Origin of the sequence: Salinispora mooreana (assembly GCF_000379065.1) — a bacterium.
Taxonomy (GTDB): Bacteria; Actinomycetota; Actinomycetes; order Mycobacteriales; family Micromonosporaceae; genus Micromonospora; species Micromonospora mooreana.
Window position 1 is genome coordinate 2,911,594 of record NZ_KB900614.1, and the last position, 24,580, is coordinate 2,936,173.

The window sequence follows — 24,580 nt, forward strand, 5'->3', positions numbered from 1 at the left end:
ATGGCACGTCACGAGCAGACCCACTCGGGCCCCGGGGTGTGCCCCGGCTGCCTGACCGTGCCCGGCCGCACTCACGGTCTGGCCTGCCCGGCGGTGGAGGGTGCCCGTCACGCTGCCGCGCCGCATCCGCACGCGGACACCGTGCGGATCGTCTCTGCCCTGCTGGCCGGCGTGCCAATCGGCGTCGTCCTGTACCTGCTGTTCGCACTGCTGATCTGGAGCCTCACATGACCGACGACATGGTGCGGGAGCTGGCCGCCGCCCTCGACGCGGCATACCGCGAGCGGGCCCGCCTGCAGGACGAGCTGGACACCACCACGGCCGCCTACCAGCGGCGTACCCGGCAGGCACACCAGTGGCGGGATCTGGCCCGCGGGCTGTCCGACGACCTGCGGCAGGCACGGGCCGATCGGGACCGGGCGATCAGCACCTCCCAGCAGTTGCGGGTGGGTTTGGTGGCCGCGCGGGAGCGGCTCGGCGTCGGCCGTGAGGAGGCGGGCCGGTGAACCTCATCGACGCGATCGTGGACGTCATCTCGCCCCACGCCACGGACTGCCATGGCATCGACTGCAGCTCGTGCGCCGACGCCGTGAGCCGGGCCGACCTCATCCTCGCCACGCTGGCCGACTGGCTTACCGAGCCCGGCCGGGACTGGCGGGCAGGGCTAGCCCTCGCTGAGGCGTGCGCCGGATGCGCGGACGGCATCGACCCGGACCGGGCCGTCAACGCCGTACTCGTCGAGTTGGCCGCAGCGATCCGGCCGACCGCCCCTCCGGGCCGCCGGCCGACGTTGGCCGACCGGTACGCCGAGCTCCCGGACGGGGGCCCGTCGTGACCGTCAGTCGTCGGCTTACCTGCACCGCCGATTCCCGTACCGAGAGCATCCCGGTAGAGCAGGCCCGGGTAGCCGGTTGGCGCTGTGGCGTCACCGCTGGCGGGCGGTGGGTTGCCTACTGCCCCTCGTGTACCGGCGTGGACGCCGGCTACTGGGACCGGCGAACCCCCGACATTGCTAGCTGTGTCACCTGTGACCTGCCTGAGCACCGGTGGGATCCGGCTGACCGGCTGTATCTGTACGGCGCCAGCCAGTGTCCCGACTGCACGCGCGTCGACCTCGACGAGGAGCAGCGGCGTGATCATCTCGACGAGCAGGAGGCAGCGGTATGAGTGTGGACCAGGCGACCCTCGACGCGGTCATCGCGGCCCTGACCGGCGGCAAGACGCCGCAGCCGCATTGCCTTGCTCGGTGTGGGGAGCGTCTTGACCCGATGCTGGTCACTGACCCGGGTTCCGGCGCCGGCTGGCACATCGGGTGCGAACCGCCGGCGGTGCCGGAACCGACGCCGCCGCCGGCTGACCTGTTCACCACCCCCACCACGGAGTCGGCGGGAGAGCCGGCCGTCGATCCGCCGTCAACGGTCGGTGAGCTTCGGCGGGTGCTGATCGACTACGACGCCAGCCGTCCCCGCTCGGTGCAGCGGCGGCTCGGCCCGTCGGAGTTGGGCACGCCGTGTCAGCAGCAGATGGCCCGCAAACTCGCCGGGGCGCCGCGCCGCCCGGTCAACGCCCCCACGTGGGCGCCGTTTCAGGGCACCGCCGTGCACGCCGAGATGGAGCAGGTCGTCGCGTTCTGGAACGCCCAACTCGGCCGGGAACGCTGGCTGGCAGAGGACGACCTCGTGGTGGACCCGGGACTACCCGGGGTGGACGGTATCCGTGGTCACGGTGACGCGTTCGACACCGACCACCACATGGTCGTCGACTGGAAACACGTCGGCACCACCGCCCTGACCAAACTGCGCACCGCCAAGCGGTCCGGTAGGCCGCCGGCCGAGCAGGTGTCGCCCGACTACCGGGTGCAGGGCCACCTGTACGGGCTCGGCCACGAACGTAAGGGCCGGCCGGTGCGCTATGTCCGTCTCGTGCTGTTGGCCCGGTCGTGGCAGTACGACGACTCCGACGAGTGGACCGAACCCTACGACCCGGACATCGCCCACCGGGCGATCGACCGCTACTACGCCACCGTGCAACTGCTCCTCGACCTCGACGTGACCGCCAACCCGGCGTTCATCGCCGCTATCCCGGCCGCCCCCAGCGCCGACAGTTGCAAGTGGTGCCCGTTTCACCGGCCCGGCCAACCCACCGGCTGGGACGGGTGCGCCGGTGACACCGCCGCGCACAAGCGGCGCGTTGACCGCTTCACCGACGGGCTCATCGCCTCCTGAAACCTCCGGCCGCCTACTGGCGGCCGGTCAACCGAGCACCGGAACACCGGAACACCGGAACACCGGAGCAAAGGAGAACCACAGAATGAACGCCAACGAACTACTCATGGGCGGCGGCGTCAAGTCCGCTGCTTTCCCCACCGTCGGCACCTGCGTGTCGGGTCGCGTCGTCCGTGAACCGGAAGCCCGGCAGCAGACCACACCCGAAGGTGTGGCGAAGACCTTCGACAACGGCGACCCGATGATGCAGATCATCGTCCAGGTCCACACCGACGAGCGGGATCCGCAGGACGCCGACGACGACGGTGTGCGCGCCCTCTACATCAAGGGCAACATGCTGTCCGCTGTCCGCGACGCCGTCCGCAAGTCCGGCGCCAAGGGCATCGAGGTCGGCGCGACCCTGACCGTCACCTACACCGGCGACGGGGAGAAGAAACGCGCTGCGTGGAGCGCGCCGAAGCTCTACAGCGCCACCTACACCGCCCCACCCGCACCGGCGAGCAACATCCTCATGGGCCAGCCGACCACGCCAGCGCCCCAGGCTGTCCCGGCCGTGACGCCGCCGGCCGACACCGCGCCGGCCGGCGTGGACCCGGCGCTGTGGGCGCAGATGAGCACCGACCAGCGCGCCAAGCTCCGCGCCGCCATGGGCCAGTAGTTCCGGTGCCCCCGCGTCGCCGGCCAGCCCCATCACCTGGGGCTGGCCGGCGGCCCCGGAGCCCCGGCACCACCCCGACAGTAGTGACAGTCCAGGAGCTGATAGATGACCGAGGTACAGGACGCAGCGCTGGCGTGGCACGACGCCGGAGCCTGCGTACTGCCAGCCAAGACCGACGGCAGCAAAGCACCCGCTGTTGGATCCTGGGTTCAGTACCAGACCAGCCGGCCCACACGAAACCAGATCGAATCCTGGTTCGCCGGCAGCCACCCCGGCCTCGGGCTCATCTGCGGCGCCGCCTCCGGCAACCTGGAGATGCTCGAACTCGAAGGGCGTGCCGTGGCCGACGGCGCGCTCACCGAACTCACCAAGCTGGTCACCGACGCCGGCATGGCCGATCTGTGGCTACGCGTCACCGCCAACGGCTACGCCGAACGCACCCCCTCCGGCGGACTCCACATCCTCTACCGGCTCAGCGGCGGCCCGGTGCCGGGCAACACGAAACTCGCCAGCCGGCCCGCCCGTGACGACGAGCTCACCAACAACGAACGGGCCGTCCTCGAACGGAATCCGCACCACACCATCGTGCGTGGCCTGGCCGAGACCCGTGGGGAGGGCGGCTTCGTGGTCGTCGCCCCCTCCGCCGGCACCACCCACCCCACCGGCCGACCGTGGGAAATCACCTACGGCCACTACGGAGCGGTACCCACGATCAGTCGCGACGAGCGAGAGCAACTGCACCGTGCGTTTCGCTGCCTCGACCAAACACCCACCCCCGAGTCGCCCCCGCCAGCCCGACCCACGTTGCAACTCGTCCGCGACGCGGCGGCCCTCAGCCCTGGCGACGACTTCGAGCGCAAGACCGACTGGGCCGACAACCAGCTACTTGGCGGAGCCGGCTGGCAGGTCGTCGCCGGCCAGCACGGCGGCTACCGCACCTGGCGGCGGCCCGGCAAAGACACTCCCGGTATCTCCGCTACCACCGGCAAAGACCCAGACCGCGACCGGCTGTACGTCTTCTCCTCAAGCACCGAATTCGACACCGAAACCCCGTACACCAAATTCGGCGCCTACGCCGTACTGCACCACGGCGGGGACCACACCGCCGCCGCACGCCACCTCACTCGCACCGGGCACGGCACCCCCACCGAGAAAACCGACCCGGCCGCCGAGCAACGCGCCGCGATCGCCGACCTACTCCCACCCGGACAAGCCGCCCGCGTCCTAGCGGCGGTTGATGGCACCGCCGCGCGGGTGCTCGCTGAACCGTCACCGAATCCCGAGCAGTTCGGCCCCACCGAGGCGGGTATGGCCCGCGCCCTCGTAGCCAACCACGGCGATGTCCTCCGCTACTGCCCGCAGCGTGCCCGCTGGCTCATGTGGGACGGGCACCGCTGGGCGTGGGACGACGCAGAGCAGCACCGTGAACTCCTCCTGGCCCTCGCTGACCGGATTCCCAACGACAAGGAATGGGCCACCTTCCGCAAGCGAGCCATGTCCGCCGCCGGTGTCACCGGCATCGCCCGCCTTGCCCAGCACAACCCGCACGTCGTCGCCCACTTCGACGACCTCGACGCCAACGCGTGGGAACTCAACACCCCCGCCGGCATTGTCGACCTACGTACCGGCACCGTCCGGGCGGCTGAGCCCGCCGCCCTGCACACCCGTAGCACCGCGGTCCCTGTCGACCTCACTGCCGACCTGGGCCGCTGGAACGAATTCCTCGCCGACACGTTCGGCGACAACGACGAACTCATCACCTACTTGCGGCGGCTCGTCGGCTACTCCGCCGTTGGACACGTCGGTCCGCATGTGCTGCCGTTCTGCCACGGCTCCGGCGGCAACGGCAAAGGTGTCTTCCTTGAGGCCCTCGCCGGAGTCCTCGGCGACTACGCCACCACCGCCCCCGTCGGCTTCCTGATGGCCCAGTCCCACCCCGGCCACGAAACCGAGATCGCCCGCCTCGCCGGCTCCCGCATGGTCATCTGCTCCGAGGTCAACGACGACGACCGCTTCGACGAGGCCAAAGTCAAGATGCTCACCGGCGGGGACAGCCTCACCGCCCGCTTCATGCGCCAGGACCACTTCACCTTCACGCCCAGCCACCAACTGTGGCTGATGGGCAACCACCAGCCCGCCGTCCGCTCCGGCGGGCGCTCGTTCTGGCGACGCCTGCGACTCATCCCCTTCGAACACGAGGTACCCGAAGAAAAGATCGTTGACGACCTTCAGGGCATCCTCGTCCGCGACCACGGGCCGGCGCTGCTCGCCTGGATCACGGCTGGCACCACGCAGTACCACGCCAGCGGCCTCCAGGAGCCGGCCCGTGTGAAGGCCGCAACCGCCGAGTACGCCCACGACCAGGACTCCGTCGCGAAATTCGTGCAGGAGTGCTGCCACCTCGGAGGCGGCGAGCACGTCACCATCAAGACCGCGAAGGTACGCGAGGCGTACGAGCAGTTCTGCTACGCCGAAGGTGAGGCACCGGTCAGCGCCAAGGCCCTCGGCGCCGCGCTGGAGAAGCGTTTCAAGGTGCTGCGGTTGCGCACCCCCGCCGCCCGCTTGTACGGCAATCTGTCGCTTTTGATCGACGATGACGCGTCATCGGATGCGTCATCGGTTCGCGACGAGCAGGGCGGGTGGTGACCATGATCGCCTCGCCCGTCGCTCAAAACGCGTCATCGAATGACGCATGCGTCATGATCTTGTCAGGGCAAGTTTCCGCAGCTCAGGCAGTACGACTAGCCCACCACACAAGCAAGATCATGACACATGACGCGTTTTCTCCCGTTCCCCTCGAACGCGCGCGCACGCATGTACGCGCACATGGCAGCCCAACCGGAGAAGACGCGTCATGCGTCATGCGTCATCGGCAGGCCAGCAAATGACCGTCCACCTGATCACCACCCCCATCACCAGCGACACCCATCCCCGCTGCGGCGCCACCGTCCTCACCGGCCACGCCGAAGGACTCCACGCCCGCGTCGACCTCACCCCACTCAACCGGGCCGGCGAAATCGCCGCCCTGCTCGACAACCTCCAGACCTACACCCTCACCCGCGGCGGACTCGTCCACCGGGACGCCACCCGCATCGCCGGCACCGCCCTCACCGGACCAGTCCTCGCCGAACACCGCTGCCACCGCCTGGTGCCCGTTCACCACCGCCAGCCCAGCCCACCGACCGCCCCGGCCGTTGTCGCCGCCGGCTGCCCCTACTGAGGAGATCCGATGCCCCGTCCCCGCGACATCGGCACCCGAGCCGAAACCGCCGTCGTCCGCTACCTCCAACCCCACGGCTGGCCCCACGCCGAACGGCGCAGCCTCCGCGGCGCCCACGACGCCGGAGACATCACCGGCACCCCCGGTATCTGCTGGGAAGTCAAAGGCGGCAACGCGGCCCGCAACGCCTCCGACCTCACCATCAGCCGCTGGATGCTCGAACTTGCGGTTGAGGTCACCAACGCCCAAGCCAACATCGGCGTCCTGGTCGTGCAACGCGCCGGGATCGGCACCGCCAACGCCGGCCGCTGGTGGGCCGTCATGCCCGCCCACCAGGTCATCGCACTCGCCACAGGCGTCGAGCCGGCAATGCGAATGCACTGGCCCGTGCGGATGCTGCTCGGCGACGCCGTCACCCTTCTGCACGCCGCCGGCTACGGCCAACCCCAACCCACCACCTGAGGAGGCCGCCATGCCTGAGATCCGCACCGTCCGCACCGCCCGCACCGCCCACGACTGCCAGGCCCTCTACTGCGAGGCCACCATCCAGCCCGGCGAGCAATACCTCGTCACCGCCCTGACCCCCGGTGACGAATTTATCGGCAACCTGACCTGGCAACGGCTGAAGATCTGCGAGCCCTGCGCCACCCGCTGGGGCCAAACCCTGGCCGAACAGGCCACCCCACGCCGACCGCGCCGCCCCACGCCCAGCAAGCCTGAGGAGATGCCATGACCCAGCACGTCAACCTGCCAATCCACCGCGAGCACGACTGCGCTCCCCACCAGCTCGCCGACGTGCGGGCCGCCCTCGGCCGCGCCGGCTACAGCGACCCCGACACCACCGCTGCCGAGCTCGTCGACCAGCTCGCCGCGGAGCGCGATAGCTTCCGCCATGCCCTCTCCGTCGCGGGTGACCTCATCGTCGAGATCCGCGACGACACAAAGCGCACCGACCAAGAGCGCGTGTCTGCATGGGACATCCTCGGTTCCCGGCCCAGCAGCGCGCACGACGCGGGGACCCTGATCCGCTACTGCGTCTACCCGGGATGTCGCCGGAGTTATCGCGCGGATGTCGGCCCGTCGGATCGGGGCTGGATGCGTCTTCGCGGTTTGGCGGTGCTCTGCCCGGACCACAGCACCGCTGCCGGCGGCGCGCAGGATGCCGCGCCGCCCGCTGAGAGCCACGCACAGGCCCGTGTAGGCCCCGAGCGGGACCACGACACCACATACCCCCCAGCCGAGATGCAGGCGTTCCTCGACTACTCCACGGCGGAGTGGCGGGCCGCGCGTACCGCCGACGAACGCGTGGAGGTCATCCGTGACCTCCTGGAGGGCTGGCATGACCGCTGGGATGCCTACTACGCCACCGCCGTCACCGACGAGTACGACGGCATCGCCCGACACCTGGTCACCCTCATCACCGCCGCTGAAGCCGCGCCGTGAGTAGCAGCTGGCGCGGCGGCAGCACCAGCGCCTGGAGACGCACCCGCGCCCACGTCCGCGCTTCGGCCACCAGACCCTGACCGTCGCCCGCTGAAAGGCCCGCCCGTGACCTCCCCGCACCACCTGCACGCCACCGCCGCCGCTTGGTCCATCCACACCGCCAGACAACACCTGAACGCGCTCGCCACCACCGAGGCCCGGCACCGAGGCGACACCCTCACCGCCGCCGCCCCCATCCTGCGCAGCCCCATCCACGGCACCATCCACCCCATCGGCGGACACGCCGACCCTGTCGCCACGCTGACCGCCGACCGGCCCCCACCGCGCATCCAGACGTGGGCGCAGCGGACCCGATGCCTCCACGACCGGCTGACCTGGCTCGCCGGCATGTACCGGCTCCCGGCCGGGCGCGACCCGCTGGAGCGCATCCTCACCGCCCTACCCGGACTCGGCCTGCCGCCCCGCGCCCTCGGCCTCCTCGCGGTGCACCTCGCCGATGAGGACGAGCTGGCCCGCGGCTGGATCGACCAACCGCCCTACCGGCAACGCATCCCTGGCGACTGCCCCGGATGCCGGCGCCGCAGCCTGGAGGCGACCACCGTCGGGCCCGCCGCCGCCCGCACCGTCGTATGCTCCGCCGACTGCCGACACACCCCCGACTGCCGCTGCCCCGGCGGGCTGGAGGGCGTACGGCACATCTGGCCCCGAGACACCGCCCTCGGCGTGGTCGGGCGCGACGCTGGACGCGCGGCGTGATCCGTGACCCGAGCACCGGCCGTGAGTGGGGCACCGCCCCCCAACTCGCCGCCGCCCTCGGCAACGACGTCACCCCCGCGATGGTCCGCCGCTGGCGTGACCGCGACGGACTCACCACCCGCGCCGGCTACAGCCCACTGGACGAGGCCGCCCGCATCGAGGCCGCCAAGCGCCTCTCACCACGCGGACGGCCACGCCCGACTTGACCTTGCGATAGCGCGTCCGGCATGATTTGTTCACCAACTCCGCTAGGCGGAGTGTGCCCAAAGCCCGGTAGGACGCGTCAGCGCCACCGGGCTGTTGCGTACCCAGGGACCGGGACGCGACCAGGGGAATGCGGGCAGGTCGCAGGCTGGGATGGCCTGCCCGCACCAACCCCACGCGAAGCCCGCCCCTCCCCACCTCTGACCGGGCAAGGCCCGGGACGGAGCGACACACCATGACCGCTCGACCTGTCACCCAGGCCGACTACGACCGGGTCCGCGAACTGCACGGCCAGGGCCTGTCGCGCAACGAGATCGGCCGGACGATCGGCCGTTCGGGACGCACCATCAGTCGCCTAGCTCAGGAGCTGGGTCTGTCCTTCGAGCGGTCCGGCGCGACCGCCAAGGCCACCGAAGCGCGCAAAGCCGACGGCGCTGCCCGCCGCGCACAACTCCACGTTGACGCCCTCCAGGCTGCCCAGAAGCTCATGGCGCAGATGTTCGCTCCGGCCCTGGTCTACAACTTCGGTGGTCGGGAGAACGACTACAACTCGACCATGTTGGAAGAGCCGCCGTTCGCCGACAAACGCAACATCGCCAACGCGATCCAGGCCCTTGCGGGCACGGCGCTCAAGCTGGCCGAGTACGACAAGGCCGCCGGCAGCGACGACGAAAAGGGCATGCTGTTGGAGCTGCGCGACCAGCTACGCGCTGCCCGCGACCAGGCGAGGTTCACCGATGGTGGTTAACCTGCGCGCCCTGCCCCTGTCCGAGAAGCAGATCGACTATGTGGTTGACTCCGACGCGTTCGTGAACCTCGCCGAGGGTGCCGTCCGATCCGGGAAGACCGCCTCCGGGTTGCTGCGCTGGCTGATGCAGGTAGCCGATGCTCCCACCAGCGGCGATCTTGTGGTGTGCGCGAAGACCTACGACACAGCCGTACGGAACATTTTTAACCCGCTACGCGACTCCCGGCTGTTCGGCCCGCTGTCCAAGGCCACCACCTACACCCGGGGAGCACCGACAGCGACGATCCTCGGCCGCACCATCGAGGTCATCACCTTCAACGACGAACGCTCCGAAAACCGGCTCCGTGGCATGACCTGCGCGTCCGCCTACGTTGACGAGTGGTCGCTGATGCCGCAAAGCTTCCACGAACAGCTACTCGCCCGCTGCTCTCTCGACGGCGCCCAACTGTTCGGCAACACGAACCCGGACAACCCGCGGCACTGGCTGAAAGCCAACGGCATCGACGAAGCCCGCCCCGGTGGGCGGCTGCACGGTGACTGGGCGATCTGGCACTTCGGCCTCGATGACAACCCGTTCCTATCCGAGCGGGTCAAGGACCGGTATCGACGGCAGTACACGGGCCTGTGGTATCGGCGGATGATCCTCGGCCAGTGGGTCATGGCCGAGGGCGCGGTCTACGAAGGCTGGGACCCGGACCGGCACGTGGTCAGCGAGCTACCGNACATCACCCGNTGGGTTTCCCTCGGCGTGGACTACGGAGACGTCAACCCGTTCGCCGGACTACTACTGGGCGTTGGTGACGACGGCCGCCTGTACCTGTGCCGGGAGTGGCGGTGGGACTCGAAGCAGCGGATGCGGCAGCTCACCCAGGCCGAATACTCGGCGCGGCTACGTAGCTGGCTCGGCGATCTGCGTGTCCAGCCTGAGTGGGTGTGCGTCGACCCGGCCGCCGCCGGCTTCCGCCACCAGCTCTTCCGCGACGGCCTCATGCCGGTCGCCGCCGACAACGACGTACTCGACGGCATCCGACTCATCGCCTCACTGCTCGCCGAGGGCCAGCTTTTCGTGCACGACTCGTGCGAGGGCTGGATCGCCGAAATACCCGGCTATGTGTGGGACGACAAAGCTGCCCTCCTTGGCGAGGACAAGCCGATCAAGGTCGGCGACCACTCGTTGGATGCCGGCCGGTACGCGATCAAAACCCCTGAGGTGCTGTGGCGCCCGCTGCTGCGCTCCGTTCCGCACCTTGTCGCCTGAGCTGACCATTCGGACCTGAGGAGGGCCGCCCCGTGTCGCTGCCCAACCACGACGTCGAATGGCCACCCCGCCACCTCAAGCCAATCCTTAACCAGCTTGAGGAGTGGGACGCTTGGTATTCCGGCGACCCGCAACGCCTGCATACCTACTACGCGGCGAACGTCGCCCGCTGGAGTCCGCGCCCTACCCAGTACGCCGGAGGCGTCGGCGGGTGGCTCGCCCGCCTCTGGTGGGGACGCCCCGCCACGACCGGCGAGCCACCCGACAAGCTGCACATCCCGGTGGCCGCCGACCTGGCCACCACCAGCGCCGATCTGCTGTTCAGTGAGCCGCCGAAGGTCGTCACGGATGACAGCGGCACGACGGCGTGGCTGGAGCAGGCCGGTGACCGGTTCCAAGCCGTGCTGCTGTGCGCCGCCGACGTGCAGGCGGCGCTCGGCGGCGTCTACCTTCGCGTCGTCTGGGACCGCGATGTGTCCGACCGGCCGTGGGTTGCCTCCGTTCACGCTGACGCGGCCGTACCTGAGTGGCGCTATGACCAGCTGCACGCGGTCACGTTCTGGCGAGAGCTGCAAACAGACGGGCAGCAGGTGATGCGGCACCTGGAGCGGCATGAGCCGGGTGGCATCATCCACGGCCTGTACGTCGGCGGCTTGACTAGCCTCGGCCGGCGGGTGCCGCTGACCGAGCATCCGGAAACCGCGGGCCTCGCCGCGCAGGTCACCGTCAACGGCGACACGATCGAAACCGGCAGGCAGCTCACCGCTGCCTATGTCCCGAACCAGATGCCGTCACGCAGGTGGAGGGCGACACCGGCGGGCGCCAACCTCGGCCGCTCCGACTACGAGGGTGTCGAGCCGCTGATGGACAAGCTCGACTTCGTGTGGTCGGCGTGGATGCGAGACATTGACCTGGCCAAGGGCCGGCTGATCGTGCCGTCGTACATGCTTCAATCCCAGGGCCCCGGCGGAGGCGCGACCTTCGACGTCGACCAGCGGCTGTTCACTCCCGTGTATGACCTACCCGGGCAGAGCGGCTCCGGGGCCGGTATCACGGTCAGCCAGTTCGCGATCCGCGTTGAGGAGCATTCCCGGTCGGCGAACGAGCTGCTGGAGCAGATCCTCCGCGACGCTGGCTACAGCCAGCAGACGTTCGGCATCGCTGGTGAGGCCGCGGCGACCGCTACCGAGATCCAGTCCCGGGAGCGGCGCAGCCTCGTGACCCGGGCGAAGAAGGCCCTCTACTGGCGGCCGGGCCTGTCGTCCATCGTCGCCGCGCAGTTGGAGATCGCCCACACCGTGTTTCGGGCGAAGGTGACACCACAGCCACCGAAGATCACCTTCGCGGACAGTGTGCAAGAGGATCAACAACGGCTCGCGACCACCGCTGACCTGCTGCGCCGCGCCGAAGCAGCGTCCACGGAGACGCTGGTGCGGCTGATCAACCCGGACTGGGACGGACCCCAGGTCGAAAAGGAGGTCACCCGGATCCAAGCCGAGACAGGCCGGCAGGTACAGGATCCAGGCACGTTCACCGGGGGGTAAGCCATGCCAGAGCACCTCGCCGACCAGCTTGCCCGCACTCTCGTCGACCTGTACGGCGACCTGCAAACCCGGCTCGCCACCGACCTGGCCCGCCGGCTCGCCGCCGGCATGGACCGCCCCGACTGGGCCGACAACAAACTCGCCGCCACCGAGACGGTGCGCCGCTGGGCGCAGACCCTGCTCGACCGGCTCGATGGGCCCCTCGCCGACCGGGTCGCCCAGGCGGTCATCCTCGCCTACCAACGCGGCGGTCACGACGCGCTCGCGGAGCTGGCCCGGGTGCAGGACACCCACCCGGACTGGCTCGCCCGCGCCGAGCTGGCCGAACTGCCGCCAGGGCTGCCAGAGATGGTCAACGCCCGGCGGGCAGGCCTCGCCGCCGAGCTGGCCCGCGTCGCCACCCACATGCCCGGCGCTGCCGCGATGCAACGCCTCGTCTACGCGCTGGTGTCGACGTTGCGGGGCACGCACCTGCGGATCCTGCGCTGGACTCTCGACGCTTACCGGGATGTCATTGCCCGCGCCGCCGCGCCCGAGGTTCTCGCCGGCCTGGCCAGCCGCCGACGCGCCGCCCAGGTCGCCTGGGAGCAGCTACTCAACCAGGGCATCACCGGGTTCGTCGACCGGGCCGGCCGCCGCTGGCAGCTGGCCTCCTACGTGGAGATGGCCACCCGCACCACCGTCGCCCAAGCCCTCGTGGAGGGCCATCTGGACCGGTTGGGCGCAGCCGGCCTCGACCTGGTCATGGTCAGCGACTCACCGCAGGAGTGCTCCCGCTGCCGTCCGTGGGAGGGCACGGTGCTCTCCCGGTCCGGGCCGGCCGGGCGCCGCACCGAGCACGTCGCCTCGGCCACGGCCGAGGGCACCGTCGCCGTCGAGGTGGCCGGCAGCGTCGACGAGGCCATCGGAGGCGGTCTGTTGCATCCGAACTGCACGCATCGGCTGACCGCCTACCTGCCCGGCGCCACCCGCCGACCGGCCCACACCGCTAACCCGCAAGGCGACCGTGACCGGCAGCGCCTGCGGGAGCTGGAGCGTCGGGTACGCCGCGCCAAACTTCGCGAGGCCGCCGCGATCGACCCGGCCGCCCGTCGCGCCGCCGCGGTGAAAGTCCGCGCCGCTCAGGCCGCGATCCGCGCCCACGTCGACGCGACCGGGCTGATCCGGCAGCGCCCCCGCGAGCAGATCGGCGCCGCCCGATAGACGTCCCCCGGACCGTCCGGGGGCAGCACCACCCAACCCGAGGAGTCGATAGTGACTCAGCCCGCCCCGCAGCCGCCCGCCGCGCCGCCGCAGCAGCCACCCGCCCCGCCCGCGGGGCAGGTCGGTCAGCAGCCGCCGCCCGCCGCGCCGCCCGCGTCGCCGGCACCGCCCCTACCGTCCGCCCCGCAGCCGCAGCCGCAGCCGCAGCCGGGGCAGTCGTACGGCAGCCCGCCACCCACCCCTCCCCAGCATCAGTCACCCGCTGCGCCGCAAGGCTGGGCCCCGCCGGATCAGCCGCCCGCACCGCCGTATAACCCCACTCCGACCGGGCAGCGGGGGGCACCGCCGGACCTCGTCTCGCCCCAATCGCAGGCGCCTCCGCCGGCCGGTCAGCCTGACAACGACGGCGGCGGCTACGACCTGTCCCGGCTGCCCAAGGCCGCCCGAGAGGAGATCGAGCGGCTCCGGATCCAGGTGTCCGAACGGGACACGCAACTACGGACCGCGACCGTCTCCCAGCACGCCGGGACCGCCGCCGGGCAGGCAGGGGTCAACCCAGCCGCGCTGCTCGGCTCGACCGCATGGCAGCAGGCCGCCGTCGGCCTGGACCCGGCCGCCCCGGACTACGCGCAGCGTCTCGCCTGGGCCATCCAGACGATCGCCGCGCAGAACCCGTGGATGGCCCAGCCCGCCGGCCCGCCCCAGCTGCCGGCCCGCTCCGGCGGCCACTTCGGCGGCGCACCGACCGCTACAACGATGAGCCTCGACGAGCAGATCATCGAGGCACAGAAGGCCGGCAACTGGCGCAAGGTCATCAGCTTGCAGAACCAAAAGCTGACGGCCGCCCACCAACAGCAACCGCAGTAGGCCCCGGCCGAGTCCAGGGCTCTCTCGACCTAAGGAGCACACCGTGGCCGGAAGCATCACCGGGCTCGGCACCACCTACGACCTGCCCAACTACACCGGGGTCCTCTACCAGCTCACCCCGAGCGACACCCCGTTCTTCTCCGCGATCGGCGGCCTAACTGGCGGTGGGCAGACCGACGCCAACGAGTTCGAATGGCAGACCTACGACCTACGCGCGGCCGGGCAGAACACCGCACTGGAGGGCGCGAATGCCCCAACCGAGGAGAACCGAGTCCGCGCCAACGTGTCCAACATCGTGCAGATCCACCACGAAACCGTCGGCGTGTCCTACACCAAACTCGCCGCCGTCCAAGCCAAGGCCGGCGTCAACAACGCGCTAGCCAACCCGGTAACCAACGAGCTCGACTGGCAGGTCGAGCAGATGCTCAAGCAGATGGCGCGGGACATCGAGTACAGCTTCATTCAGGGCACATACGTGAAGCCGGCGGACAACTCGACCGCCCGCAAGACGCGCGGCATTCTTGAAGCGACCACCACCAACGTGGTCGCTGCGGCGGCTGCTGCGCTGACCGAGACGATGGTGCTCGACCTGCTCCAGTCGGTGTGGGAAAACGGCGGCATCCAGGAGTCGGAAACCGCGACCCTGATGTGCAACGCCGTCCAGAAACGAGCCCTGACGACGATCTTCGTTACGAACAAGAACTACCGGGAACAGTCGCGCAACGTTGCCGGAGTCAACGTGCAGACGATCGAGACGGACTTCGGTCGGCTGAACCTGATGCTCAACCGGCACATGCCCGTCGACGCGCTGTCTGCGGTGTCGCTGGAACAGTGCATGCCCGTCTACCAGGAGATCCCCGGCAAGGGGCACTTCTTCGCTGAGCCGCTGGGCCGCACCGGGGCGAACGACCGCAGCCAGCTCTACGGCGAGGTCGGCCTCAAGTACGGCAACGAGAAGACCCACGGCAAGATCACCGGCCTGGCGACGTCATGATGGCGTTCCGATGCGACCGGTACCCGCAGCTTCAGGTGTGGACCGAGGCCGGGACGGTGCGCTTCCGTGACGGGCAGGCCGAAGTGCCCAACATCGTGCAGGCCGAGACGCTGCGCGGCCTGGGAGACGAGTACGGCGTGGTCGAGGTCAGCCCACCCGAGCCCGACGCGCCGAACGAGCCGCCCGCACCATCGGCAGTCAAGGCCGAATGGGTCGGCTACGCGACCCGGGTGCACGGCGCCGACCCGGACGAGGTCGAGGCGCTCACCAAGGCCGACCTGATCGACAAGTACGGGCCGAAACCCGAATAGGGAGGGCAGCAGCGTGGCATACGCAACCGAGGCGGAGCTGACCGCCTACCCGGTGACGGTGCCGACCGGCGCGTCCGCCGCGCTGCTGCTCACCCGAGCTAGCAGGGATGTCGACCGGGCGCTACTCACCGCCGTCTACGACGCGACGGATGCGGAGGTGATCGCTGCCCTGCGGGATGCCACGTGTGAGCAGGTCGCCGGGATGATCGCCGCCGGGGACATCACCGGCACCGGTGCCATGCCCCCGACCGCGAGCTTCGCGATCGGGAAGGTCAGCGTGGTGCGTGGCGGGCAGGGTGCTGGTGGATCCAGCCAACAGGCCAGCAAGATCAACGGGCTGTGGCCGCAGGCATGGCAGGCACTCCAGGCCGCCGGACTGACCGGGCACGGACCGCAGGAGCCCTGGTATGGACTGGGCTGAATTCGTCGCCGTCCACATCCCCAGCCCGACAACGGTCAGCGTGCAGGCGTATGAGGGATCCGGCGCCTACGGTCACGCGCTCGCCGACCCGGCCGATGTCACGCCGTGCGTGGTAGAGCAGACCCGCCGCCTGGTGCGGGTGCAGACACAAGACGCCGCCGGCACCGAGCAGGTGTCGTCCACCACTGTCTATTGCCCACCGGACACTGTCTGCCCGCCCGGCTCCCGGGTCACCTGGGCTGGGCGCTCGTCGCGAGTGCTGGCCCGGTCGGACATCTCCGCACACGGCCTGGACTTGCCGGAGCACGTCGAACTGTCCCTGGAGTAGCCGGTGGCCGATGACGGGTTCGCACTGGAGTGGGACGGCGACAAGGTACTAGCCGCCCTATCAGACGCCAGCATGGACGGCCTGGAACTGGCCGCCGAACACCTACTCCAGGAATCCTCAACCCTCGTCCCGCACGAGGAAGGCGACCTGGAGCGATCCGGCGAGGTCACCATCGACCCCGGCTCCGGCACCGTCGCCGTGTCCTACGACAGGCCATACGCCGTCCGGCAGCACGAGGACATGACGTTGCGGCACGACGACGGCAGGCAGCCCAAATTCCTGGAGCAGCCGATGTCGACGGAGCGGGACGTGATGCTCGCCCTCATCGCGAGGGCTGCTGGGAAGCCACTGAAGGGATGACATGGCACTCGGTGACGGCTGGACCTCCCAACTCTTGACCGGCATCGCCGAACTGCTCCACGGCGGAGCTGCCGGAGCCTGGCGCACAACCGGCGCCTACCAGGCTGGCGAGACGGCCATCGTCATCCGCGCCATCCCGCAGCAGCCGGACCGGCTGATCACCCTTGCCGCCTACCCGCTCGGCGACGACCTGCCCGGCATGGCCGACCACACGATTGGCGTGCAGGTGCGCTGCCGCGGCGTGCCCGATGACCCGCGCGACGTCGAAGACATCGCCGACGCCGTGTACGAGCTGCTCGACAGCCTCGGCCGGACCGCCCTCGGCACGGTGCAGGTCGTGGACGTGACCCGCCGCAACCACACCTCCCTCGGCCAGGACGCCAACCGCCGGTGGGAGTCGTCCAGCAACTACTACGTCGAGGCGATGCGCCCGACGCTCAATCGCACCGACTGACGAAAGGCAGGGCCATCCCATGGCGACCACCCCGACCACCCGGGTCACCGAGCTGGCCCGCACGCACCGACTCGACATCGACACCGCCACCTACCCAGCCATCAACTACCAACAGCTCATGGGCGTCGAGGAGGCCAAGCTCCTCGAGGAGCTGCGCACCGAAGACGACGAGGTCTACGACGACACCGGGGCGATGCGGGAGGAGGTCACCGGCTACAACTGGCGGGTCGAAGTCAAGATCGCCTGGTCGACCAACTTGCAAGGCAGCGCCATCGACGCCGTGCAGGCTTTCCTTCGCACCCAGTTCAAAGCTCTCCGGACGTCCAGCGCCGGGAACGCCGAGTTCGGGATCCGCTGGTACAACCGCGAGGGCCTCGACGACGGCGAAAGCCACGAAGGCCGCTGCTACGTCAAAAGTTGGGCGCCGTCAGGCGGTAAGGGCCGCAAGACCATCGACATCGTGCTCCAGGGGCAGGGCCAGATCACCGACATCACCAACCCCGCCGGCAGCCTAACGCCGACCGTCACCAGCATTGCCCCGACAACGGGATCAACCGCGGGCGACGACCAGGTGGTCAACATCTACGGGCAGCACTTCAAGCCCAACGGCACGGCCTCCGTGACCGCGGTCGGCTTCGGGGCGAATCCCGCCACCGACTACACGGTCGTCTCCGACAGCCACATCGTGGCGATCCCGCCCGCCGGCCTCGCCGGCACCGTCCAGGTCCAGGTCACCACCACGACCGGGACCAACACGGACACGACCGCCGACGACTACACCTACGCCTGATGGGCACTCGTCTTCACGACCTGGACGCCTACTGGTCGCCAGGGCTCACGCTGACCGTCCGAGGCCGCGAGTACACGCTGCCGCTGCCCTCCGCCGAGCTGGGCCTGTGGTGCCGCCGCCTGGCCGAGGTCACCGGAGAGGTACACAACGTCAGCAGCGAGCAGGAGATACAGGCCGCGGTCGCCCGGATCGAGGCCCTACCGCAGCTGCCCGGCGACCTCAGCCTTCCGGAGCGGGTCCTTGGCGACGTCTACCAGCAGATGGCCGACAACGGCGTCGAGGACCCGTACATCCAGTTCTGCGGGCAGACCGGCTACATCTGGATCATCGGCGGCGAAGACGCCGCCGAACGATACTGGACCTCCGGGGGCCGCCCGGAAGCCCAACGCCCGACGAACCGGAAGGAACGTCGGGCGCAGAACCGGACCCGGACTGGCGGGAGCCGTACGGCCGAGGCCAACACGACCCCGCCACCGGCCTCTACGAGTGGTACGACATCCCCGCCGACACAAGGGCGCAAGAGCAGGGGACGTCGGAAGGCACGGTGAGCTGGCCTGAACTGCTCGCACAGTGGACGCTCATCGAGGCCGACCTACATGACGTGTACGGCATCGACGTCGAGGACCGGACCCTGATGCGGACCCGGTCCTGGCGGTGGCTCCAGACACGCATCTTCGGCCTACTCGCCGCGGACACCCGCACCTACCGGGCCTTCGCGCCCGAGCCTGAGTTCCCGAAATCCGTGTGAGCTATTCCGACAACTTCAGGTCAACCAACGTCCATTTGTCGTCACCGGAATCGGTAACAATGCAGTTGTACTCGGATCGGATCTTTGCCCCGAAGCCGTTTTCCGAGTCAACCGCACCATTCACCGTGTACGTTGCTCCGTCTTTCCTGGTTGTCGGATCCGTATATTCCGCCGTGGCTGGAGCCCTGAGCTCCCTTTCGATAAACTGCTCGCACATGATTTCGGCGGTAATGTCCCGATTGGCACTCACGGGGTCTTGTGGCTCGTCGTTGCCGCTGAGGACGACGATCCCGCCTATGCCGCAGAGCCCGGCGACCACAAGTAGCCCGACCGCGGCGACGACCGGATTGCCCTTCTTCTTCGCCGGAGGTTGAGGCTGTTGCATCGGCTGCATCGGAGGTCCCTTTCCGATCCGGTGGACAACCGCTGCACGGTAACGGCGCGGTATAGCCGCTGCAAGCAGCGGGGCATCGACTCGGCAGCGACCGTCCATGATCTGACAGGAGGCGATGGTGGCGCTGAAGCTCGGCGAGTTGGTTGCCTATCTCAAGGCAGACGACACGCACCTTGCCAAAGGCATGCAGGCCGCCGAGGGCAAACTGCGGCGGCTCGGTGACCGAGCCAAGCAGCACGGTCCCGTCCTCGGTGCCGCGCTCGCTGCCGGCCTCGGCGCCGGCCTGGTCGGGAGCCTTAACCTCGACGCAGCCCGTACGAAGCTGACCGCGCAGATCGGTGACCCGGCGCTGGCCGCGCGCATCGGTGAGGCCGCCGGGGCGGCCTATGGACGAGGATTCGGCGACACCGCTACTGCGGCGATGGACGCCGCACGCGCGGTCATGGCCTCTGGCTTGCTGCCAAAGGACGCCGACGCGCAGGTCATCGAGGACATCACTGTCAAAACACAGGCCCTGGCCACCACCTACAGCCAGGACGTCACACAGGCCGCACGGGCCGCGGGGCAGATGGTCAAGGCGGGGCTGGCGGGCAGTGCGGTCGACGCCTTGGACATGCTCGCCCGTGGCTTCGCTGGCACGCAGGATCTCTCCGACGACCTGCTGGAAACGATGACCCAGTACGGCACCCAGTTCCGGGCGGTGGGCCTGGATGGCGCCGCCGCGCTCGGCCTCATCCAGCAAGGGCTGCAGGGTAGTGCTCGTGACGCCGACGTGGTCGCCGACACGATCAAGGAGATCAACGACCGGGTGACACTCGGCGCCGCCGCCGAGGGGCTGACGGCACTGGGATTGAGCGCCGAGCAAATGTCCGCCGACTTCGCTGCCGGCGGCCAGCGCGCCGCAGGTGCGTTGGACACCATCCTCGACCGACTGCGGGGGGTGACGGACCCGGCGAAACGCGCGGAGATCGCCGCGGAGGTCGCCGGCGACAAGTTCGTCGACATGCAAGACGCCCTGTTCGCGCTAGACCCGTCATCGGCCACATCGGCCCTCGGCACGGTTGATGGGGCGGTGGGTCAACTCGGAGAAACTTTGGAGATGTCCGCCAGTCAGAAGCTGGAGGCATTTAAGCGGCAGGTCCAGGCCGCGCTGGTCGAGAGACTTGCCCAGGCCGTACCTCACATTGAGGCGACGTTTGGTTGGCTGTCCCGTAACTCGGGTTGGGTGGTGCCGCTGGCGACTGGGCTGGGCATCCTCGCCGGGGTGATCGGCACGATCGTCGTTGCCCTGAAGGCATGGGCGGCAGTGCAGACGGTACTGAACCTGGCGCTGTGGACTTCCCCAATCACCTGGATCGTCCTCGCGGTCGTTGGCCTTGTCGCCGTGATCGTGCTGATTGCGACGAAAACGACGTGGTTCCAGGACCTATGGCAAACCGCGTGGGGTGGCATCAAGACGGCAGTCGAATGGGTGCTGAACTGGATTGTTGACGGCTGGGAATGGGCGATAGGGATACTCGCTTCCGGGGTACGGAAGTGGTGGTCGTTGTTTTCGGGGACCTGGCGCAAGGTCGGTAACTTGGGCCGCGCCGTCTTCGACTGGATCGTCGATAAGGGCTCGGCGTGGCTGCGTTGGGTGACCGGGCTGCCCGGGCGGGTTGGACGGGCGACGCGGGGACTTTTCGACGGGTTCAAGGCTGCCTTCAAGAGCGCCCTGAACTGGATTATCGGCAAATGGAACCGGCTGTCCTTCCGCATTCCGGGCGTTAGCGTTCCGGGTCTGGGCCAGGTGTGGGGTGGCGCCACCTTGTCCACCCCGAACATTCCCTACCTGGCGAAGGGCGGTACTGCTCTCGCGCCAGGTCTGGCCGTGGTCGGTGAACGCGGCCCCGAGCTGGCGTACCTCAACCGCGGGGCCACGATCCAACCCCTCACGTCGGGGTCGGCCGTGGCCGGGCTGATCCGGCTGCTGCTCACCGGCGAGTTCCGGATTCGTGGCGGGGATCTGGTCCTGGCGCTACGGGAGCAGGTCGCCCTGCGTGGCGGCAATGCGCAGCAGGCCATCGGCAGTGATTTGTAGGAGGCGGTATGGGCTGGGCTGACGGTGACCCGCTCGCTGTACGAATTCGCGTCGCGTTCGGCGCTGACCTGTCCGCCGACCCCGCCACCTGGTCATGGACGGACCTGACTAACTACTGGTGGGCGTCGGATCCAATCGAGTTGGAATGGGGACGCCAGTCCAGCGCCACCCGCCCAGAGTCGTCCACGTGTGCGCTGACGCTACGCAACGGCGACGGCCGGTTCACCGTCGGGAATCCAACCTCTCCGTACTGGCCGTATGTGCGCACCTGGACACCAGTCAGTGTGGACGTGGACCTGGGAGACGGGACCGGGTGGCGCACCCGTCACTCCGGCTACGTGCGGAGTTGGTCGGTGACCTGGCCGGGGCGCTCCGGCAAACTCGCGGTGACTCGCATCGAGTCGGTGGGCGTCCTCGGGCGGTTGGGGCGCGGATCCCCGCCGGCCCGATCACCGATGTACCGGATAGTCGCCGCCAATGACGGATTGCTGGCCTACTGGCCATGTGAGGACGAGGCCGGCGCGACGCAGGCGGCATCCGGATTCCGCAGCGTAGCGCCGATGCAAGCAGCCGGGAACGTGAAGTTCGCCGCCGGGGACGTGGGCCGAGGCGTCCAACGGTTCGGCACCAAACCCCTGCCGCTGCTGGTCCTGGGCGGCTCCCTGTCCGGTCGGGTGCCGGCCGGGACCAGCAGCCCCACCTCATGGACGCTGGAGGCGTTCTGGCAGACGGGCAATCCGGTGGACACGGTGGTGCTGCTGAGGTGGACCACCCTCGCTGGGGCGACGTTCACACGCTGGGACTATGTGGATAGCTACGACGACGTTTACGGCACCTATCTGGTGGCCTACACCGCGTCAGGGTCGCCGACAGTCGTCTGGAGTATGCCGACACGCCACGTCGGGCCCTACAATCTCAGGATATCTGCCGTCCAGAACGGCGGGTCCATCGACGTGACGATCATGACCGGTCCGTTCACCGTTGGGTCGGTGACCGTCACCGGCACCCTGGGCCGGATCGACACCATCGCGCTCAACCCCGACCAACGCGTGATCTCCTCGCCTGCCCCGCTCGATTTCGTCGTGGGACATCTGCGGGTGTGGGACAGCGCGACGTCGCCACTCACGTACTCCCGGGTAGACGCCCACCCGGGCGAAGCGGCGCACCTACGGCTGGCCCGGCTGTGCGCCGAGGACGGCATCGCCCTGTCGGTGCCGACAGTCCCCGATGGGGGCGCGACTGCGATGGGCCTACAGCCAGACGGCACCCCACTCGACTTGTACCAGCAGTGCGAGCAGGTCGACCTCGGTATCATCTACGAGTCCGGACCCGGGTTGGCGTACCTGCCTCGCTGGTCCCGATACGCCGCCCCGGTCGCCCTGACCATCGATGCCGCCGACCGGCAGCTCGGCGGGAACCTGACTCCAACCGACAACGATCAGCAGCTGCGTAATCACTGGACAGTCACGCGAATCGGTGGCTCCAGTGCGGTCGCCGATGACAAGGAGTCGATCACCCAACGGGGCCTGATCCCGTCGAGTCCCCGTCTCAACCTGGCGTCGGATGACCAGTTGCAGGGTCACGCCGACTGGCGGCTATGGATGTACGGGCAGACAAGTACCCGGTATCGCCTCAGAGTGCCACTGCACACCCGCTCCGGGCGGGCGCTGACCGGGGACTGGGTGGCCTGCCAGCCCGGGTCACGGATACAGGTTGTCAACGCCCCCGATGCGGCGGGGATCGACCTGATCGACCAGACCATCGTGTACGCACGAGAGACGATTCGCGGCCGACGCAAGTGGATGGTCGAGCTGGCCACCGAACCCGCCGACCGCTGGGAGGTCGGCGTCTGGGACGACCCATCATTTCGGTGGGACTCGCGCACCACCACCCTGGACGGCGACCACAACGCTGCGGACACGTCAATGACGGTCTCAGTCGCAAGGTTCTACGACATATGGTCGACGACCGCAACACCCTACGACCTGCTTGTGGGCGGGGAACGCATCACCGTGACCAGTATGAGCACGCCCGGCGGCTCCGGTCCGTGGACCCAGACCGCCAATGTTGTCCGTGCGGTCAACGGGATTAGTAAACCGCAAGCGGCCGGCACAGCCGTGCATTTGGCCGACGCGAAACGATGGGGGCTGTGATGGCAGCTGGAGACCGTGCCTACTGGTCAGATATCGTTGGACGGCCGCTGTGTCTGATGACAACCATGGCCGCGGACCCCATTCCTAACGCCACCTACACGCAGGTGCCGCTTACTACCGTCAGTGAGGACACGGATGGGATGGCGAGTATTGTCGGCGGTGGCATCTATTGCAGAACGGCTGGCCTCTTCCGGGTAGGTGCCGCAGTCGGGTTCACGCTCCAGTCCAGCGGATCCCGTGCGCTGGTCGTGTATCGCGACGGCACTGCGGCCCGCGTCGGAGTCGCAGTCCCGGCGACGCCATCCGGGATTAGCTCTCGGCTGTCAGCGTCCGGGCTTATCAGGCTGACTGTTGGCGACTACCTCGAAATATTCGTGTGGCAAAACAGCGGCGGGTCGCTTTCGCTTTACAACCAATTCGGCTTCACGGCCGTGCTCGAAGCCGAATGGGTGTCCCCATGACAAGGAGCAAAATGCAAACCAATTCCGCGCATCCGATACCGGACGAGTACCCGGAGCAGCACATCGGGCTACAAATGCCCGATCCGTGGGTCGATCCCGCCCAGACCGACTGGCCAGAACTGGAGGTGAACACCGATGGCATGGACAGTAGTACCTAACCTGAATGAGGCCCGTGATCAGCTCAACCGGCGGTTTCCCAAGCGGGACACCAGATCGGACGGTGCGATCGGCAACACCGCCCACCAGGACTCTCCGTCGAGTCACAACCCGGACCGCACCGGTCGGCCCGAGTACCGCGACGGCGACAACCTCGATGAGGTGCGGGCCCGAGACTTCGACGCCGACCTGCGCGACCCGGACGGGGTCACGATGGAGCAGGTCGTGCAGCTGTGGGTGACACTGGCCCGCTCGGGCGCGCTGTGGTGGGTGCGGTACATCATCTACCAGGGCCGGATCTGGCACCGCCGGCACAACTTCGCCACCCACGCGTACACCGGCTCGAACCGGCACACGAGCCACTGCCACGTGAACTCTGACTTCACCCAGGCCGCCGACACGGTACGGGGCACAAACTGGCGGCTGGACCAGCTCGGCAAGCCGACCCCGGCACCGGTACGGCCGGCACCCGGCCCGGCGGTGACGTTTCCCCTGCCGGGGGGCTACTACTTCGGCCCTCGTGATGGTGGGCATCGGTCGGTGTCGGGCTACTACCGNCGNNANTTCAACGGNAAGTCGGACCGNCAGTGGCTGGCCGCTTGGACTAAGCAGCTCACNCGCCGGGGCTGGCCGGCCGGCAAGGGCAAGCGGTACCTGCGCAAGAGCGGCGCAGATGGCCTGTACGGGCCGGAGTACCAGGAGCTGATCACCGCATTCCAGGCCGACCAGGGGCTCCGCGTGGACGGGCTGCTGGGCCGCAAGACGTGGGACGCCGCCTACCGCAACCCGATCACCTAGCCGCAC

At 68.9% G+C, this 24,580-nt stretch carries 33 protein-coding genes; 32 read left to right on the plus strand and 1 reads right to left on the minus strand.

The window, feature by feature from the left end; genetic code table 11:
* The 27 genes from SALPAC6_RS0113835 (at nucleotide 1) to SALPAC6_RS0113965 (ending at nucleotide 18,532) form a co-directional block, all read left to right on the plus strand.
* A complete protein-coding gene (locus SALPAC6_RS0113835; protein ID WP_018253997.1) occupies nucleotides 1–231 on the plus strand; it encodes a hypothetical protein in 231 nt (76 codons plus the stop codon).
* The gene (locus SALPAC6_RS0113840; protein ID WP_018253998.1) at nucleotides 228–506 is read left to right on the plus strand and encodes a hypothetical protein; all 279 of its coding nucleotides are present in this window, start codon (nucleotides 228–230) and stop codon (nucleotides 504–506) included. The genes SALPAC6_RS0113835 and SALPAC6_RS0113840 overlap by 4 nt, the downstream gene beginning before the upstream one ends.
* Nucleotides 503–835 (plus strand): hypothetical protein, encoded by a 333-nt coding sequence (locus SALPAC6_RS0113845; protein WP_018253999.1) that lies wholly within the window; start codon nucleotides 503–505, stop codon nucleotides 833–835. Before SALPAC6_RS0113840 ends, SALPAC6_RS0113845 begins: the two co-directional genes overlap by 4 nt.
* On the plus strand, nucleotides 832–1,167 hold the full coding sequence (locus SALPAC6_RS0113850) for a hypothetical protein (protein ID WP_018254000.1): 336 nt from the start codon (nucleotides 832–834) through the stop codon (nucleotides 1,165–1,167). The genes SALPAC6_RS0113845 and SALPAC6_RS0113850 overlap by 4 nt, the downstream gene beginning before the upstream one ends.
* Nucleotides 1,164–2,225 (plus strand): hypothetical protein, encoded by a 1,062-nt coding sequence (locus tag SALPAC6_RS0113855; protein WP_018254001.1) that lies wholly within the window; start codon nucleotides 1,164–1,166, stop codon nucleotides 2,223–2,225. Before SALPAC6_RS0113850 ends, SALPAC6_RS0113855 begins: the two co-directional genes overlap by 4 nt.
* Nucleotides 2,226–2,310: 85 nt before the next feature.
* Nucleotides 2,311–2,883 carry a hypothetical protein gene (locus tag SALPAC6_RS0113860; RefSeq protein ID WP_018254002.1) on the plus strand — a complete coding sequence of 191 codons (573 nt, stop codon included), beginning with the start codon at nucleotides 2,311–2,313 and terminating at the stop codon, nucleotides 2,881–2,883.
* A 105-nt stretch (nucleotides 2,884–2,988) separates the two neighbouring features.
* Nucleotides 2,989–5,529, plus strand: a complete 2,541-nt coding sequence (locus SALPAC6_RS0113865) for a phage/plasmid primase, P4 family (protein ID WP_018254003.1) — start codon at nucleotides 2,989–2,991, stop codon at nucleotides 5,527–5,529.
* Nucleotides 5,530–5,767: 238 nt separating this feature from the next.
* Nucleotides 5,768–6,103, plus strand: a complete 336-nt coding sequence (locus tag SALPAC6_RS0113870; protein WP_018254004.1) for a hypothetical protein — start codon at nucleotides 5,768–5,770, stop codon at nucleotides 6,101–6,103.
* A gap of 9 nt (nucleotides 6,104–6,112) precedes the next feature.
* Nucleotides 6,113–6,565 (plus strand): hypothetical protein, encoded by a 453-nt coding sequence (locus tag SALPAC6_RS0113875; protein ID WP_018254005.1) that lies wholly within the window; start codon nucleotides 6,113–6,115, stop codon nucleotides 6,563–6,565.
* Between the two features lie 10 nt (nucleotides 6,566–6,575).
* Complete coding sequence (locus SALPAC6_RS0113880) at nucleotides 6,576–6,836, plus strand: hypothetical protein (RefSeq protein ID WP_018254006.1); 261 nt, start codon at nucleotides 6,576–6,578, stop codon at nucleotides 6,834–6,836.
* Entirely contained in the window at nucleotides 6,833–7,546 is a 714-nt protein-coding gene (locus SALPAC6_RS27790; RefSeq protein ID WP_018254007.1) for a hypothetical protein, read from the plus strand. The genes SALPAC6_RS0113880 and SALPAC6_RS27790 overlap by 4 nt, the downstream gene beginning before the upstream one ends.
* Before the next feature lie 105 nt (nucleotides 7,547–7,651).
* Nucleotides 7,652–8,302, plus strand: a complete 651-nt coding sequence (locus tag SALPAC6_RS0113890) for a hypothetical protein (RefSeq protein ID WP_018254008.1) — start codon at nucleotides 7,652–7,654, stop codon at nucleotides 8,300–8,302.
* The gene (locus SALPAC6_RS0113895; protein ID WP_018254009.1) at nucleotides 8,299–8,508 is read left to right on the plus strand and encodes a hypothetical protein; all 210 of its coding nucleotides are present in this window, start codon (nucleotides 8,299–8,301) and stop codon (nucleotides 8,506–8,508) included. The genes SALPAC6_RS0113890 and SALPAC6_RS0113895 overlap by 4 nt, the downstream gene beginning before the upstream one ends.
* Nucleotides 8,509–8,741: 233 nt before the next feature.
* On the plus strand, nucleotides 8,742–9,254 hold the full coding sequence (locus SALPAC6_RS0113900) for a hypothetical protein (protein ID WP_018254010.1): 513 nt from the start codon (nucleotides 8,742–8,744) through the stop codon (nucleotides 9,252–9,254).
* Nucleotides 9,244–10,512, plus strand: a complete 1,269-nt coding sequence (locus tag SALPAC6_RS0113905; RefSeq protein WP_018254011.1) for a PBSX family phage terminase large subunit — start codon at nucleotides 9,244–9,246, stop codon at nucleotides 10,510–10,512. Before SALPAC6_RS0113900 ends, SALPAC6_RS0113905 begins: the two co-directional genes overlap by 11 nt.
* A gap of 32 nt (nucleotides 10,513–10,544) precedes the next feature.
* Nucleotides 10,545–12,056, plus strand: a complete 1,512-nt coding sequence (locus tag SALPAC6_RS0113910; protein ID WP_018254012.1) for a phage portal protein — start codon at nucleotides 10,545–10,547, stop codon at nucleotides 12,054–12,056.
* Nucleotides 12,057–12,059: 3 nt separating this feature from the next.
* Complete coding sequence (locus SALPAC6_RS0113915) at nucleotides 12,060–13,259, plus strand: phage minor capsid protein (protein WP_018254013.1); 1,200 nt, start codon at nucleotides 12,060–12,062, stop codon at nucleotides 13,257–13,259.
* Between the two features lie 474 nt (nucleotides 13,260–13,733).
* Nucleotides 13,734–14,126 (plus strand): hypothetical protein, encoded by a 393-nt coding sequence (locus SALPAC6_RS31265; RefSeq protein ID WP_018254014.1) that lies wholly within the window; start codon nucleotides 13,734–13,736, stop codon nucleotides 14,124–14,126.
* Between the two features lie 43 nt (nucleotides 14,127–14,169).
* Entirely contained in the window at nucleotides 14,170–15,120 is a 951-nt protein-coding gene (locus SALPAC6_RS0113925; protein ID WP_018254015.1) for an SU10 major capsid protein, read from the plus strand.
* A complete protein-coding gene (locus SALPAC6_RS0113930) occupies nucleotides 15,120–15,431 on the plus strand; it encodes a hypothetical protein (protein ID WP_026189657.1) in 312 nt (103 codons plus the stop codon). The genes SALPAC6_RS0113925 and SALPAC6_RS0113930 overlap by 1 nt, the downstream gene beginning before the upstream one ends.
* 13 nt (nucleotides 15,432–15,444) lie before the next feature.
* The gene (locus SALPAC6_RS0113935; RefSeq protein ID WP_018254017.1) at nucleotides 15,445–15,852 is read left to right on the plus strand and encodes a hypothetical protein; all 408 of its coding nucleotides are present in this window, start codon (nucleotides 15,445–15,447) and stop codon (nucleotides 15,850–15,852) included.
* Nucleotides 15,839–16,180 carry a hypothetical protein gene (locus SALPAC6_RS0113940; RefSeq protein ID WP_018254018.1) on the plus strand — a complete coding sequence of 114 codons (342 nt, stop codon included), beginning with the start codon at nucleotides 15,839–15,841 and terminating at the stop codon, nucleotides 16,178–16,180. The genes SALPAC6_RS0113935 and SALPAC6_RS0113940 overlap by 14 nt, the downstream gene beginning before the upstream one ends.
* 3 nt (nucleotides 16,181–16,183) lie before the next feature.
* The gene (locus tag SALPAC6_RS0113945) at nucleotides 16,184–16,540 is read left to right on the plus strand and encodes a hypothetical protein (protein WP_018254019.1); all 357 of its coding nucleotides are present in this window, start codon (nucleotides 16,184–16,186) and stop codon (nucleotides 16,538–16,540) included.
* 1 nt (nucleotide 16,541) lies between these two features.
* Nucleotides 16,542–16,994 (plus strand): minor capsid protein, encoded by a 453-nt coding sequence (locus SALPAC6_RS0113950; protein ID WP_018254020.1) that lies wholly within the window; start codon nucleotides 16,542–16,544, stop codon nucleotides 16,992–16,994.
* 19 nt (nucleotides 16,995–17,013) lie between these two features.
* Nucleotides 17,014–17,784, plus strand: coding sequence for a phage tail tube protein (locus tag SALPAC6_RS0113955; RefSeq protein ID WP_026189658.1), 771 nt, complete (start codon nucleotides 17,014–17,016; stop codon nucleotides 17,782–17,784).
* Nucleotides 17,784–18,332: a DUF7426 family protein gene (locus SALPAC6_RS0113960; protein ID WP_018254021.1), complete on the plus strand. Its 549-nt coding sequence runs from the start codon at nucleotides 17,784–17,786 to the stop codon at nucleotides 18,330–18,332. Before SALPAC6_RS0113955 ends, SALPAC6_RS0113960 begins: the two co-directional genes overlap by 1 nt.
* Nucleotides 18,329–18,532, plus strand: a complete 204-nt coding sequence (locus SALPAC6_RS0113965) for a hypothetical protein (RefSeq protein ID WP_018254022.1) — start codon at nucleotides 18,329–18,331, stop codon at nucleotides 18,530–18,532. Before SALPAC6_RS0113960 ends, SALPAC6_RS0113965 begins: the two co-directional genes overlap by 4 nt.
* A gap of 1 nt (nucleotide 18,533) precedes the next feature.
* Here the strand turns inward: SALPAC6_RS0113965 and SALPAC6_RS0113970 are convergent, their stop codons facing one another.
* Nucleotides 18,534–18,926 (minus strand): hypothetical protein, encoded by a 393-nt coding sequence (locus SALPAC6_RS0113970; RefSeq protein ID WP_018254023.1) that lies wholly within the window; start codon nucleotides 18,924–18,926, stop codon nucleotides 18,534–18,536.
* Between the two features lie 118 nt (nucleotides 18,927–19,044).
* Between SALPAC6_RS0113970 and SALPAC6_RS0113975 the strand changes: the two genes are divergently transcribed.
* From SALPAC6_RS0113975 to SALPAC6_RS0113990, 5 genes are read left to right on the plus strand one after another with little or no spacing between them, the layout of a single operon-like run.
* Nucleotides 19,045–21,006, plus strand: coding sequence for a phage tail tape measure protein (locus SALPAC6_RS0113975; protein ID WP_026189659.1), 1,962 nt, complete (start codon nucleotides 19,045–19,047; stop codon nucleotides 21,004–21,006).
* A gap of 8 nt (nucleotides 21,007–21,014) precedes the next feature.
* Nucleotides 21,015–23,159: a hypothetical protein gene (locus SALPAC6_RS0113980; RefSeq protein WP_018254024.1), complete on the plus strand. Its 2,145-nt coding sequence runs from the start codon at nucleotides 21,015–21,017 to the stop codon at nucleotides 23,157–23,159.
* Between the two features lie 56 nt (nucleotides 23,160–23,215).
* The gene (locus SALPAC6_RS0113985) at nucleotides 23,216–23,620 is read left to right on the plus strand and encodes a hypothetical protein (RefSeq protein WP_018254025.1); all 405 of its coding nucleotides are present in this window, start codon (nucleotides 23,216–23,218) and stop codon (nucleotides 23,618–23,620) included.
* An 11-nt stretch (nucleotides 23,621–23,631) separates the two neighbouring features.
* Complete coding sequence (locus tag SALPAC6_RS29700; protein WP_188117300.1) at nucleotides 23,632–23,778, plus strand: hypothetical protein; 147 nt, start codon at nucleotides 23,632–23,634, stop codon at nucleotides 23,776–23,778.
* Nucleotides 23,756–24,574 (plus strand): peptidoglycan-binding domain-containing protein, encoded by an 819-nt coding sequence (locus tag SALPAC6_RS0113990; RefSeq protein ID WP_018254026.1) that lies wholly within the window; start codon nucleotides 23,756–23,758, stop codon nucleotides 24,572–24,574. Before SALPAC6_RS29700 ends, SALPAC6_RS0113990 begins: the two co-directional genes overlap by 23 nt.
* Nucleotides 24,575–24,580: the final 6 nt, after the last annotated feature.